The 13,516-nt window shown below is 68.5% G+C and carries 12 protein-coding genes and 1 riboswitch; of the genes, 8 read left to right on the plus strand and 4 right to left on the minus strand.

Annotation, left to right across the window (positions count from 1 at the left end; genetic code table 11):
- Window positions 1-4: 4 nt before the first annotated feature.
- Window positions 5-976 carry an MsnO8 family LLM class oxidoreductase gene (locus ACYVDG_RS11570; protein ID WP_460749408.1) on the minus strand — a complete coding sequence of 324 codons (972 nt, stop codon included), beginning with the start codon at window positions 974-976 and terminating at the stop codon, window positions 5-7.
- A gap of 249 nt (window positions 977-1,225) precedes the next feature.
- On the opposite strand from ACYVDG_RS11570, the gene ACYVDG_RS11575 reads away from it, so the two are divergent.
- From ACYVDG_RS11575 to ACYVDG_RS11590, 4 genes are all read left to right on the plus strand, one after another.
- Window positions 1,226-2,662, plus strand: coding sequence for a plasmid pRiA4b ORF-3 family protein (locus ACYVDG_RS11575; RefSeq protein ID WP_460749413.1), 1,437 nt, complete (start codon window positions 1,226-1,228; stop codon window positions 2,660-2,662).
- A gap of 130 nt (window positions 2,663-2,792) precedes the next feature.
- Window positions 2,793-5,030 (plus strand): helicase-associated domain-containing protein, encoded by a 2,238-nt coding sequence (locus ACYVDG_RS11580; protein WP_460749418.1) that lies wholly within the window; start codon window positions 2,793-2,795, stop codon window positions 5,028-5,030.
- A 257-nt stretch (window positions 5,031-5,287) separates the two neighbouring features.
- Window positions 5,288-6,370, plus strand: coding sequence for a type I restriction endonuclease (locus tag ACYVDG_RS11585; RefSeq protein WP_460749422.1), 1,083 nt, complete (start codon window positions 5,288-5,290; stop codon window positions 6,368-6,370).
- Between the two features lie 49 nt (window positions 6,371-6,419).
- Window positions 6,420-6,794 (plus strand): DUF1801 domain-containing protein, encoded by a 375-nt coding sequence (locus ACYVDG_RS11590; RefSeq protein ID WP_460749425.1) that lies wholly within the window; start codon window positions 6,420-6,422, stop codon window positions 6,792-6,794.
- A 30-nt stretch (window positions 6,795-6,824) separates the two neighbouring features.
- On the opposite strand, the gene ACYVDG_RS11595 is transcribed toward ACYVDG_RS11590, so the two are convergent.
- Both ACYVDG_RS11595 and ACYVDG_RS11600 read right to left on the minus strand, forming a co-directional pair.
- Entirely contained in the window at window positions 6,825-7,115 is a 291-nt protein-coding gene (locus ACYVDG_RS11595; RefSeq protein WP_460749429.1) for a hypothetical protein, read from the minus strand.
- Window positions 7,116-7,205: 90 nt separating this feature from the next.
- Window positions 7,206-7,853, minus strand: coding sequence for a TetR/AcrR family transcriptional regulator (locus ACYVDG_RS11600; protein ID WP_460749433.1), 648 nt, complete (start codon window positions 7,851-7,853; stop codon window positions 7,206-7,208).
- Window positions 7,854-7,875: 22 nt separating this feature from the next.
- Between ACYVDG_RS11600 and ACYVDG_RS11605 the strand changes: the two genes are divergently transcribed.
- The 4 genes from ACYVDG_RS11605 to ACYVDG_RS11620 all read left to right on the plus strand — a co-directional run bounded on the left by ACYVDG_RS11605 (window position 7,876) and on the right by ACYVDG_RS11620 (window position 12,151).
- Window positions 7,876-8,349 (plus strand): SRPBCC family protein, encoded by a 474-nt coding sequence (locus ACYVDG_RS11605; RefSeq protein ID WP_460749436.1) that lies wholly within the window; start codon window positions 7,876-7,878, stop codon window positions 8,347-8,349.
- Between the two features lie 353 nt (window positions 8,350-8,702).
- On the plus strand, window positions 8,703-9,821 hold the full coding sequence (locus ACYVDG_RS11610; RefSeq protein ID WP_460749441.1) for a 5-methyltetrahydropteroyltriglutamate--homocysteine S-methyltransferase: 1,119 nt from the start codon (window positions 8,703-8,705) through the stop codon (window positions 9,819-9,821).
- Window positions 9,822-9,899: 78 nt separating this feature from the next.
- Window positions 9,900-10,001, plus strand: a riboswitch (TPP riboswitch).
- Between the two features lie 51 nt (window positions 10,002-10,052).
- On the plus strand, window positions 10,053-10,835 hold the full coding sequence (locus ACYVDG_RS11615) for a 3-oxoacyl-ACP reductase (protein WP_460749446.1): 783 nt from the start codon (window positions 10,053-10,055) through the stop codon (window positions 10,833-10,835).
- Window positions 10,835-12,151 (plus strand): LLM class flavin-dependent oxidoreductase, encoded by a 1,317-nt coding sequence (locus ACYVDG_RS11620; protein WP_460749449.1) that lies wholly within the window; start codon window positions 10,835-10,837, stop codon window positions 12,149-12,151. The genes ACYVDG_RS11615 and ACYVDG_RS11620 overlap by 1 nt, the downstream gene beginning before the upstream one ends.
- Before the next feature lie 173 nt (window positions 12,152-12,324).
- Here ACYVDG_RS11620 and ACYVDG_RS11625 read toward each other — a convergent pair whose 3' ends face one another.
- Window positions 12,325-13,332: a hypothetical protein gene (locus ACYVDG_RS11625; protein ID WP_460749452.1), complete on the minus strand. Its 1,008-nt coding sequence runs from the start codon at window positions 13,330-13,332 to the stop codon at window positions 12,325-12,327.
- Window positions 13,333-13,516: the final 184 nt, after the last annotated feature.

Consider the following 13,516-nt stretch of genomic DNA (forward strand, 5'->3'; position numbering starts at 1 on the left):
CTTACTACGGAACCTGGAGGGAAGCGAGGAACTCATCGGTTCTTCTGACTGCGTCGCGATCGTAGGTGCTGACGCTCGCGAGAACCTCAGAGGCACCGGTTCGCTCGAGAAGGCCGGTGAGTGAGTCCGCCACCTGATCCGGGGTGCCGGCGATCGCGGCGTCCATCGAGTCGTTCACCGCTTTGACCTTCTTTGCGCTGCTCGAGTCGCTGAGCAACCGGCGCACTTCCTCGACGGGCTGGAGCGCGCGGAACTCTCCGACATCCCGGGAGTCCGCGAACGCCCAGGCTTCGGGCAACAGCAGGTCGCGGGCGCGCTCCGCGGTCTCCGCGACGGCGATGTCCACAGACACCACCAGGTAGGGAGCAGACGCAGTCGGGCTCGGACGGAAATCCTCGAAGTACGCGGCCAGTCTGTCCGCGTCACGAAGAACCGGCCCTCCGATCACCGCCGGAAGTCCCAGGTCGGCGGCGAGGGACAACCCGCCCTGGACGGCGAGCAGGAATACCGGCGGAGGACCGACACTGGGCCGGGCGGTGATCTCGGCCCGTCCACTCAGATACCGCTGGATCTTCTCGACGTCAGCCGGGTACTCGCCCTCGCGCAGGGCGGTGCGCCCGAGCGCACGCCGGATCGGAGCGGTGAAGCCGAGCGAGCCGCCCAGCCCCAGGTCGATTCTTCCGGGGGAGAGCGCCTCAAGCAGCAGCGCCTGCTCGGCGACCACCAGCGGACTGTGGTTGGGAACCATGATCCCGCCCGTGCCGAGGCGGATGCTGCGTGTGCGGGCACCGATCGCCGCGAGCAGTACAGCGGGAGCCGCGCTGGCGATGCCTGGGACCCCGTGATGCTCGGCGGTCCAGAACCGGTGCAAACCAAGTTCTTCCGCACGTACTGCCCTCTCGACAGTCGTCGCGATCGTCTCCGCGTCGGACTCGCCACTGCGCGTCCGCGAGCGGTCAAGCAGGGAGACACGCATCAGCCATGAGCCCCCTTCGTTCGGTGACGGCTCGCCACAGCCTCCCACGACCAGAGCGCCACGGAGTGGGACCTGGCCACCACTGGGGCGTCCTCGACCCTCGCCGACCACAGCGACTCCGTAAGGTACCTGGGCGCTGGACCGCCTCCCCTGGGACCTCGGACCGGTCCCTGACCTGGCATTTCCAGGTGGTGCGCTTGAAGCCGGCAAAGGGGCGCGCGCACGCGGGATCCTCGCTACGGTCGAGTTATGTTCCTCGGAGCCGCATCCTTCACCCCGAACCTGTTCCCCCGGCGCGACGAGCCCGCCCTGTTCACGGTGAGGGTGGAGCTAGCGCGCACTTCACCCCCGCTGTGGCGGCGCCTGGAGCTGGCCTCCGACCTCTACCTCGACGAAGTGCACGACGTCCTCCAAGCCGTGTTCGCGTGGGACGACGACCACCTGCACAAGTTCGGCAAGGGCGGCAAGCGCTTCTACGACCGCGACACGGCGCACTTCCTGTCCTCCTACGACCTGGAGGAAGGGGAACCCGGACTCCCGGAGGAGCAGGTCCGCCTCGACGAGGTCCTCGAACGCAAGGCGGACCGGCTCTTCTACCTGTACGACTTCGGGGACTGCTGGGATCACGTGCTCACCCTCCAGAAGACCGACGCGCTGGCCGACGACACCCCTCGGGCAAGATGCACCGACGGCCGCCGCCCCGCGCCGGTCGAGGACTGCGGAGGGGTGGGCGGCTACGAGTTCTGGGACGCGGTCAACCACCGGGACCACCCCCACCACGAAGAGGCGCTGGCCGACTTCCGCGCCCACAGCGACGAGGGCGAGGACCCCTCCTCCTGGAAGCCCGTCCCCTTCGACAAAGCGGCGGTCAACAAGGACCTCGAGCGCCTGTTCCCCGAACCCGGACCGGCCCAGGTACTGTGGGACACAGACGGGCAGGGACAACAAGCACAGCTGCCCGGTCCCGTGGCGGACTTGCTCACCGACGCCTCCTTCTTCGGTGCGGAGGGCGAGCTGACGGCCATGGTGGAGCGGGCCGGACTCGACACCCCGGTGGAGGTCGACGAGGACACGGCCCGCCGAATGGTGGCCCCGTACGCCTGGCTTCTCGACCACGCGGGGCCGGACGGGGTGCAGTTGACCAAGGCCGGGTACTTCAGGCCCGCCAGCGTCGAGGCGGCCGCGGACGTACTGGGCCTTCGGGGGACCTGGGGCGGCAAGCTCAACCGCGAGGAACAGACCGTGCCCGTCCGAGACTTTCGGGAGACGGCGCAGCGGATGAAACTGGTCCGGCGCTACCGGGGGCGGCTGATGGTGACCCCGGCGGGCCGGAAGGCGGCCGCCGACCCGGTCGCCCTGTGGACCCACCTGGCCGAGCGGATCCCGGTGGACGAGATCCGTTCCGGGAGCTCCCACGGCGGGTTGCTGTTGCTGCTCGCGGTAGCGGGGGGAGAGGAGGACGTGCTCACGGCCGTGGGCCGGGCCCTGAGTGCGCTCGGGTGGAGGAGCTTTCAACCCGAAGGCTGGTCCGTGGTACGCGGTGCGGTGCTCGACCTGGTCCGCGATTCGCACGACGTCCTTTTCTTCCTGGGCGCCCTGAACGACAGGGGACGCGACGCCCGTCCGACTGCCGAAGGGAAGCTGCTGGCACGAGCCGCGCTGCAGTCCTGGCCCCGCCAGGCCTGACCGCGCCCGCCGCCTGCTGGCAGGTGCGACCGACATGTGCGACCGGCATGTGCCCCGTGCGCGGACTCTGGTGAGTGCGTTGTGTGGAAGCGGGTAACAACCGCCGGGCTGAGTCGCTACCGTCTTATGTATGAACCGCGTCTATGCCTTGCGTGAGCACCTGCGAACCCTCCCGGTCGAACGCGTCGCGGACGCCCTGCGCACCCTCCCCGAGAGGCTTCGCGGTTCGGAACCGATGCGCCTCTCCTCCAACCTTTCCGAGCTCTTGCACCGACCCGGGGCAGTGGACACACTCACCCAGGCCCAAGGCGAACTCCTCAAGGTGGCGGCCGAACTCGCCGTAACCGACCCTATGGAAGGCGGGTACGATCCCGCAGTGTCCACGGCGCTGCAGGCCATCGGGCACGGGGAACGTCTGACCGTGGACTGGCTGCGGGTCCTGGAAGTGCTGGACCTGCCCAGTGACGACGCTCGGCGGGCGGCGGAGGCGGCCATCGCCGAACTCTCCGCCCAAGCCCTCACCTGGCCCACCGGCCGAGGCGACCACCACCTGGCCACCGGACTGGTGGAGCAGTTCGGACACAGCCGGATACGGCCGCCCCGCGTCTCGGAAGCACTCGACACCCTCTACAATGTCCCGGAGGTACGCCGGGTGGCGCTGGCCCTGGGGGTGGACCCCACACGCAGGCGCCACGAGGTGCAGCAGGACGTCGTCGCCGCCCTGACCGATCCCAGCAGGCTCCGGGACCTGTTCGACACGGCACCTCCGGGTGCGAAGGACCTGTTGAAGGCACTCGCGGCCGAAGAGAAGCTCCTGGCCACCCACTGCTTCGTCGGCGGCCCGCCCTTCGAGGTCAAGTTCCGCTTCCGCGCGGAAGGGTCGGGCGACCCCGACACCGATTGGCTCGCCGAGCGCGGGCTCGTCGTCCCGCACCCGTACAAGCGGGACCTGGCGATGCTGCCCCAGGAGATCGACGAATACCTCAAAGAGCGCACCCCGAGGCCGTTCACCCCGCACCCGCCCGAGCTCGGCCGGGTACCCGTGGACGAGTCCCTGGTGCGCGACGAAGGCCGCGCCGCACTGCTCGGATTCCTGGGCGCCGTGGACCGGCTGGTGGCAGAAGTCGTCCGTGCCCCGCTGACCATGCGCAAGAGCGGCGGAATCACCGCACGCGACCAGAAGCGCATCGCCGACGCACTGGGACAGCCACGGGAACACACCTTCCTGTGGATCGAACTCGCCCACCGGGCCGGGGCGCTCGTCCCGACCGAGCGGGCCCTCACCGCGGACCAACCCGACAGTGCCTGGTTCCGAGCCGGCCCGGCGGAGCGGCTGACCGCTCTGCTCCGTGCCTGGACGGAACTACCCGTCGTCGCCACCCCACGGCCAGGCCGGGAAGCGTCTGTACCGGCAGAGGAAGAGGAACCGGGCGTCGCCCCGTTCCGCACCGGCATGCTCCTGGCCCTGGCGGACCTGCCCGACGGATACGGGACGGGGATCAGCGGGCAGGCAGAGGTGGAGAAGCTGGCCAGGACGAAGATCCCGGCACTCGGCCCGCTGTGGTCGTTGGTCGGTGTCGCAGCCTGGTACCGCGACTCGGCCATCCTCGTCGCGGACAATATGGTGCCCTCCGCTCACCTCGTACGCGAGGCCGAACGCGTGGGGTTGATCGCCCACGGGGCGCTCACCCCGATCGGACGGGCACTGACCGGCACGAACGCGGCACTGACCGAAGCCTTGAACACCCTGCTGCCCGAGGTGCAGGACACCGTCCGCTTCCAGGGGGACCTGACCGCCACGGTCATGGGGACCCCGGCGACCCGGCTGGAACAGCTCCTGTCCACCGTCGCCGACCGCGAAGGTGACGGGTACGCGAGTGTGTGGCGTCTGTCCGCCACCTCCGTGGGCCGCGCCCTGGACGAGGGGTACACCGGCGACCGAATCCTCGAAGAATTGTCCGAGGTGGCCGCGGACGGCGCCCTGCCCCAGACCCTGGAATACCTGGTCAAGGACACCGCCCGCGCCCACGGGCGGATCCGGGTGGCGGCCGCGGCCAGCTGTGTGCGGTGCGCGGACCCGGCCCTTGCCCGGGAGATGGTGGCGGACCGGTCCTTGCGCGACCTGCGTCCGCGCCTGATCGCCGACACCGTCCTGATCAGTGCGAAATCAGCGAAAGAGACGATCACCGCGCTGCGGAGCGCGGGCTACATGCCCGTTCGGGAGAACAGGAGCGGGGACACCGTCATCGAGCGCGGCCGTTACACGGCAGGAACCGGCGAGGGCGGACAGGTCGGTGTCCCACTGCCGTATCTGGTCCAGCAGCAGGACCTCGAAGCTTGTGCCCGGCGCCTGACGGACCAACCCTGACCGGAGTTCCCCGCCCGGGCGGCCACGCCGCCGCCTGAGATTTCATTGTTAGCTAAGTTCACACGCATAGCATGTACTATGTGTTACGCGGTGCCGTCGCGGGCTTCGATAGTCAGGACGGTGCTGTGAACCTCCGGGTTTACCTGGCTTCGGAGGTCCGCTCAACGACAGGACGTTGGTCCTGAACCCGGCCCGTTCCCGGGCGTCTCCGACCGCAGTCCTACTTCCCACCGTCAGACTTCCGTGAAGGGTCCGGTATGGAGTTCGAAGAGACGATCGCCGCGCTCAGCGCCAAGGTGCAGAAGCAGCGCGAGGTGATCCAGACCGAAGAAGCGGCGAAGAACGCCTTCGTCATGCCGTTCATTGCCACCGTGCTCGGCTACGATGTCTTCGATCCGCACGAGGTGGTTCCCGAATTCACCGCCGACGTCGGCGTGAAGAAGGGGGAGAAGGTCGACTACGTCATCATGCACGACGACGAGGTGCAGATCCTCGTCGAGTGCAAGAAGGTCGACGACGGCCTGAAGGCGGAACACGCCTCTCAGCTCTACCGGTACTTCTCGGTCACCAAGGCGCGGATCGCGATCCTCACCAACGGGGCGGAGTACCAGTTCTACACCGACCTGGACTCCTCAAACCTCATGGACTCCAAGCCGTTCATGGTGCTCGACCTCAACGACGTCGACGAGAGCCTGCTCCCGGAACTGCGCAAGCTCACGAAGGCCTCCTTCGACCTCACCTCGGTGATCGACGCGGCGGAGAAACTCAAGTACCTCGGCGCGCTCAAGCGCACGCTGGCGGAGCAGTTCCACGACCCCGACGACGAGTGGGTGAAGTTCCTCGCTGGCCGCGTCTACGACAAGCCCTTCACCAAGCGGGCGCGGGAGCAGTTCACACCGCTCGTTCAAGAAGCCGCCTCCGCCTTCCTCGACGACCAGGTCAACGCCCGCCTGAAGAACGCCCTGGAATCGACGCGCCCGCAGGTCGAGGTGGAACCCGTCGACAGTGGGGAGGCCGAGGAAGAAGTCGAGGAGTCCGACTCGGGTATCGAGACCACCCTGGAGGAGCTGGAGGGCTTCCAGGTGGTCAAGGCGATCGCGTGCAGCGAAGTCAAGCCCCAGCGGATCGCCCACCGCGACTCCAAGAGCTACTTCGCGATCCTGTTCGACGACAACAACCGCAAACCGATCGCGCGCCTGCACTTCAACGCCAAGTCGAAGAAGTACCTGGGCACCTTCGACGCGGACAAGAACGAGACCCGCCACCCGGTGGACACCGTCGACGAGATCTACCACCACGCGGACACCATCCGCGAGACGGTACGCAACTACCTGGACTGACGCCGGAGCGGCCTGGGACGGCAGCGGCCGTGCCCGTAGGATCGGGGGCATGGGCGATGACGCGGAGGACCTGGTCAGGGGCCTCGATGCGGACGTTGGCGAGATCGTCACCCTGCTGCGTGGGCTCGCGGCCGATGCCGTCCCGGGGGCGGTCGAAGAGCCCGACCCCTCGGCCAGGCTGATCGGCTACACCTACAGGCCCGGCACGTACAAGCACCTGGTCGCCGCCATCGCCGTGCACTCCGGGCACGTGAACCTCATGTTCGCCAAGGGCGCCGATCTCGCCGACCTCGATCCGGGCGGTCTGCTGGAAGGCACCGGCAAGAAGGCGCGGCACGTCAAGTTCCGCACCGCCGCGGACGTCCACCGGCCCGGCCTCCGCGAGCTGCTCGTGGAGGCCGCCGCCCGCACCCCGCGTCCCTGAGCAACGCTCCCGGACCGTGCCCGGCCGCCACTACTGCTTGCTGCTGCTCTTCCGGCGCTGCCCGCTCTTGGCGAACACGGCGTAGAGCACGCCCGCGAGTGCGAAGAGCAGGACCACGGCCAGCATCCCCGTTTCGTCGGGTGAGTAGTACCGCTGAGTCTGCTGACCGGCTTCCGCCCAAGCGGCCTGGAAGAGGTAGGGGATCTCCTGAGCCGTCTGAGTGAAGTGCGAGAGTGCTGCGGTAGCCCCCGCCGCGATCGCGACGGTGACGACACCGAGCACAGCACCGACGGCCGCCCCGGACAGCGCACGGACAAGCACGTTCCTCTCCCTTCGGTTGCGCATACGGGTCTGACTGTGCCGATCCGGTTCTGGTTCCCGCTGATGGTTGTGGACCGCCCCCGCGCCGGATCAGGACGGGGCGTCCGAAGGTGCGACCGGCTCCTCCGGGGGCAGTCCGAGCGTCGCCGCGGCGTGGGCCACCCAGGCGGCGGCGTAGGACTCGGCGGAGACGTCTCCGGGGACGTGGCCGATGAGCGCGTCGAGGATCGGATAGTAGGTCAGCGATCCCATGAGGACGGCCGCGGTGGCGCGCGGGTCGGCCACGTGGATCCTGCCCTGGGCGGACTCCGCGCGCAGCCAGTCGGAGAGGCCGGTGTAGACGGCCGCGACGATGTCGGCCCAGATCTCCTCCAGGAGGTCGGGGACACCGTCGAGGTCGCGCAGGATGATGCGGAGCAGCTCGCGGTCGCGCTCGATGCCACGCCAGGTCTCGTCCACGATCAGGCGTAGCGCGTCGTGGGGGTTCTCCGGGAGCTCCCGTTCGAAACTGCTTCTACCGTTGCTGAGGGTTCGGCTGTGCCTGCGCACCACCGCGTCCAGGAGGGTTCGCTTGGACCGGAAGTGCTTGTAGAGCGCGCCGGATCCGGGGGTCAGCCCGCAGGCGACCTGGATGTCGGCGACGCTCGTGGCCTTGTAGCCCTTGGCGGCGAAGAGGCGGGCGGCCTCGGTGATGAACCGCTCGCGGCTGGTCGAAGACCGAGGGCTTGTTGACTCCATGGTGAGAGAGTACTCTCTCACCATGGTTACCGCGCAAGCCACCGAGACCATCCGGTGCGCTCCGGACGATCTCCTACAGCTGGTCATGGACATTGAGCGCTACCAGCACGTGGACGACAAGATCCGCCCCGTCCACTGGGCCAGGCGCCAGGGCAACGTCACCGAGTTCAAGTGCCGCCCCACGCTCGGCGGCCTTCCCACACCGACCCCGGTCATCCAACTCGTCGAACTCACGCCGGGCGAACGCGTCGACATCTCGCTCGCGCCGGCCCCGCGGAACCGGATCGCCCGGGCGATGGCGCACTTCCACGCGAGCTTCGTCTGCCGCGAGGTCCCCGGCGGCACCGAGGTCACCCGGACGCTGAACTTCACCTTCCCGGCGGCCCTCCGCTGGTTCTACGAACCCCTTCTGCGCGGTCGGCTGCAGAGGGAGGTCGCAGAGGAGATGTCCCGGGCCAAACGCCACCTGGAGGCGGGGAACGTACGGGATCCTTGAACGACCGAGCCGCGGCGCTCGTCATTGCGGCGGTCGACGGGGCCGGCGATCGCTGGTGTCCGTACTGCGGGACACGGGGGCGGAGGCGTGCGGCCCGCACATGGGCCGGGCCGGTGAGCTGGCGATGATCGCCTTCCGGCGTGTCTGAGGGTTGACCTCGTGTAGGAGATCCAATAGGTTCACTCAGAGAACAATTGTTCGCATTCCGCACGAATTGGGTTATGCGCAACCGGACACGGTGGAACCGTGCCCGCACCAAGTGGCTCGGCACCCTGCCCCCGACGGTGACCGTGCCAGAGGGCGCGAACGTGTCGGCTGGCCGCGGCCCCCGTTGACAGAAAGCCGAGCCCCACATGGCACGCAAAACCACACCGCCCTTCCGCGCAGACCACGTCGGCAGCCTGCTGCGGCCCGAACGGCTGCTCAAGGCGCGCACCGAGCACGCCGCGGGCAGCATCGACGACGCGGAGCTGCGGGCAATCGAGGACGACTCCATCCGCGACGTCGTGCGCATGCAGGAGGAGGCCGGGCTCCAGTCGGCCACCGACGGGGAACACCGCCGCGGGTCCTGGCACATGGACTTCATCTACCAGCTCGGCGGGATCTCCAAGGTCAAGGACGAACTCAAGGTCACCTTCCACAACGAGAAGGAGGACATCGAGTTCACCCCCTCCGGGCTTCGGGTCACCGAACGCATCCGGTCCGAGCACACCATCTTCGGGGACGCCTTCGCCTTTTTGCGGGAGACCGTCACGCGCAACACCCCGAAGCTGACCATCCCCTCGCCGAGCATGGTCCACTACCGGGGCGGCTCGGCCGCCATCGACCCCGAGGTCTACCCCGACCAGGAACAGTTCTGGGCTGACCTGTCGGCGGCCTACGCCGACCAGGTGCGCGCCCTCGGCGAGCTGGGCTGCACCTACCTGCAGCTGGACGACACCAGCCTCGCCTACCTCAACGACCCCTCACAGCGCAGCATGATCGACGAGCGCGGCGACAACGGCGACCAGCTGCACACCCGCTACATCCGCCAGTTCAACTCCGCACTCGCCAACCGGCCGACCGGCATGAACGTCACCACCCACATGTGCCGCGGCAACTTCCGCTCCTCGTGGGTGGCCAGCGGCGGCTACGACCACGTGGCCGAGGAGCTCTTCAACGAGCTGGACGTGGACGGCTTCTTCCTGGAGTTCGACGACGAGCGCTCCGGCGGCTTCGAACCCCTGCGCTTCGTCCCCGAAGGCAAGTACGTGGTCCTGGGCCTGGTCACCACCAAGAAGGGCGAGCTGGAGAGCAAGGACGGACTCAAGCGCCGCATCGAGGAGGCCGCCCGCCACGTGCCGCTGGAGCAGCTGTGCCTGTCGCCCCAGTGCGGCTTCTCCTCGACCTTCGAGGGCAACGACCTGACCTACGACGAGCAGGTGGCCAAGCTGCGCCTGATCGTGGAGACCGCCGAAGAGGTCTGGGGCTAGTCGACAGCCGCCCTCCCATGGGGTGAGGCCGTGCGCGTGAGGAGTAGCCCGGGACAGCACCCATGGGCTACCTTGAGCGGGAGTGACACGGGGTGCCCGGAACCGAATTCCCGGGCTGAGATGACACCCGTCGAACCTGATCCAGGTAACGCTGGCGAAGGGATGTCCGCACACGGCCGGTGGCATCGGTGGCCGAGGGGATCACCTTCGCCCATGTCAGAAAGGCCACCGATGAGCTCCTCCCGCACCGCGCTCCCCATCGACCAGCAGACCGTCGTCGTCACCGGCGGGGCCCGGGGACTCGGCTCCCACCTGTCCCGGGCCTTCCTGGGCCAAGGCGCCCGCGTGGTGGTCAACTACCTCCACAGCGCCGAAGCCGCCAAAGAACTCGCCACCGCCCACCCCGACCGCGCCTTGGCCGTGCAAGCCGACGTCCGCGACCCCGAACAGGTCACCGCGATGGTCCAAGCCGCCCAGGACCACTTCGGCACCCCGGTCACCACCGTCGTCAACAACGCGCTCGCCGACTTCACCTTCAACGGCGACGCCCGGCCCCACGCCGACACCCTCACCCCCGAACACCTCGACCAGCAGTTCAGCGGAACCGTCCACGGCGCCCTGAACACCGTCCGGGCCGCCCTGGACGCCATGCGCGGCCAGGAGTTCGGCCGGGTGATCAACGTGGGAACCAACCTGTTCCAGCAGCCGGTCGTCCCTTACCACGACTACACCGCGGCCAAGGCGGCCCTGCTGTCGCTGACCCGCACGCTCGCCCACGACCTGGGACCCGACGGCATCACCGTCAACATGGTCTCCGGCGGCCTGCTGCGCACCACCGACGCCAGCTCCGCCACCCCCGACGAGGTGTTCGACATGATCGCCTCCACCACCCCGCTGCGCCGGGTCACCACCCCGGCCGAGTTCGCCGACGCGGCCCTGTACTTCGCCTCCCCCTGGGCGCGCGCGGTCACCGGCCAGAACCTCGTCGTCGACGGCGGGCTGGTGATGAACTGATGGCCGCCCCCACCGAACGCCAGATGCACCTCAACCTGTTCATCTTCGGCTGCGGCCACCACAAGGCCGCCTGGCGCCACCCCGACTCGCCCGCCGAACGGGTCGGCGACATCACCTACTTCGAGGAACTGGCCCGCACCGCCGAACGCGGGCGCCTGGACGCGGTGTTCTTCGCCGACGGCCACGCCGCGGGCAACGTCGCCGGCGGCCCGTGGTGGTTCCTCGAGCCCCTGACCGCCCTGTCGGCCATGAGCCGGGCCACCAGCCGCATCGGGCTGGTCAGCACCGTGTCCAGCACGTTCTACACCCCCTTCCACGCCGCACGCCTGCTGGCCTCCCTGGACCACATCAGCGGGGGACGGATCGGCTGGAACGTGGTGACGTCCATGTTCGACACCGAGGCCCGCAACCACGGGTACGAGCAGATGCCCGCACACCAGGAGCGCTACGAGCGCGCCGAGGAGTTCGTACAGGCGGTACTGGCGCTCTGGGACTCCTGGAGCGACAAGGCCATCCACTACGACCGAAGCGGCGTCTTCGCCGACCCGGACCTGGTGCGCCCCATCGACCACAAGGGCCGGCACTTCCAGGTCGACGGTCCGCTGAACGTGCCGCGCCCGGTCCAGGGCAACCCGGTGCTGTTCCAAGCGGGCTCGTCGGAGCAGGGCCGCACGCTGGCGTCCCGCCGCGCGGAGGCCATCTACTCCGTGGCCTACGACCTGCCCAGCGCCCAGGCGTACTACAGCGACGTCAAAGCCCGGATCCGCCAGGTCGGCCGCGACCCCCGGGCCGTCGGGATCATGCCCGGGCTGGTCACCTACGTCGGCTCCACCGAGGAGGAGGCCAGAGCCAAGCAGCGCGAACTCGACGAGTTGCTGCCGGTCGAGGAGTCGTTGCAGCAGCTGAGCCTGTTCACCGAACAGGACTGCAGCGACTGGGAGCTGGACGCCCCCGTTCCCGAGCTGCCGCCACTGGAGGAGTTCACCGGTCCCAAGGGCCGCTACGAGACCATCCTGCGCATCATCAGCTCCGAGCAGCCCACGGTGCGGCAGCTGCTCGGACGGCTGGCCGCCGGCGGCGGACACTGCACCATGGTCGGAACCCCCGAGCAGATCGCCGACCGGATGACCGAGTGGCACGAGAACGGCGGCGCGGACGGGTTCAACCTCATGCCCCCGTCCCTTCCGGGCGGGATCGAGGACTTCGTGGACCACGTGGTCCCCGTCCTGCAGAAGCGCGGGCTGTTCCGGAGGGACTACGAGTCCGACACGCTCCGGGGCCACCTGGGCCTGGAACGCCCGCCGTCAGCGCACTGAGTCGGGGCACGCACTGAGCCATGGGAGGTCCGCGCCGGGTACGGGCGGGCCTCCACCGCGTTCGTCGCGGCACCCAGCGCCGGGCTTCGCTCTGCCTGGGGCCGGGCGCGGTCGGCAGTACGTCGTCCCCGCGCTCCCAAAGCCCGACGGCTCACATGATCGCGGCAGGGAATTCAGGTGAGGTTCACAGTCACCATCGCCTTGTCCGGCACAGATGTGTGAACCGGCCTACCTCGGGGATGGCCCTCGAGCTTCTGGATCTGGGATTCCCAGTAGCCGGGACTGGTCAGATACAGCCGTCGGGCCTGCGGCACGATGGCGGGAATCACGACCTGGGTCACTTCCTCATCGGTGCCCGTGCGGCCCCGGCCCTGCTTCTCCGTGTCCAGCCGCAGCAGATAGAGGTGGCCCAGGTCGTCCTCCAGCCTCGAGAAACCCTCCCAGTGCAGGTAGGAGACGTGCCCTTCCGTCTTATGGGGTCGGGGCAGCTTGATCCTCGACGTGATCAGGGTGGCCTGGGAACCGTGCGCGATGCCGCGCACCGAGATGGGAAATCTCGACTCACCACTCACCGTTCGGGGGCGAAGCTTCTCTCGGGCCGTGTGCACCGGGACCGGAAACTCGGCGTTCAGAGCGGCCACCAGCTCCGTCAGTACTGCGCCGACCGCCTCCTCCGGGCGGTGGCGCGCCACCCAGGAGAAGAGGTCTTGCGTGATTCGATGCTCGATCAACGCGCCCAGGGTCCAGTATCGGCCGTACCTACACAGGGCCGCCGCCCTTTCCACCAGGCTCTCGTCCTGGATGAGAGCAGCCAGGTGGCCACCAAGCTCTTCCTCGTCACCGAACCCCAGTGGGGGATACCAACCGATGTGCGCGGCGCGCTGCGCGAAGAGCACTCCGGGATCGTTCACGGTTCCCGGGGCACCGCTCGGCCAGGGGTGATAGGTGAGCGGGTGACACAACCCGGCCCATTCGTACTCCAACGCGGATCGGGCACAGGAGTCCCCGAGCTCGTGGACCAGCCAACAAGTCGGCTTCGCGTGATCCGGCCGTCGCCGTAGAGCGGACAGGGCTGCCCGCAGGAACGGCTCTTTGGGTGAGGGTGGGGCGAACGTGTCGGGCAGGCGGCTGAGCGCCCTGATCGTTTCGTCGGGCTTGTCCTCGAAGACGTTGGATGCCATGCCGATCTCCTCACCGCCTGCCCTCTTCTGAACCTCAGGAATTCACGTCAGCTTGAGTGAGCCTTTCCGGGCAAGCTGTCGTGACTCAGTGTGATGCCTTGCAGTGCCTGTCCACCCGCCCGCCCTAGAACAGACGTAAGGCCCCTGGTAGAAGAGTTCTCGCCAAAGAACAGCCCTTCACCAA

The sequence above is a fragment of the Nocardiopsis oceani genome, assembly GCF_054777395.1.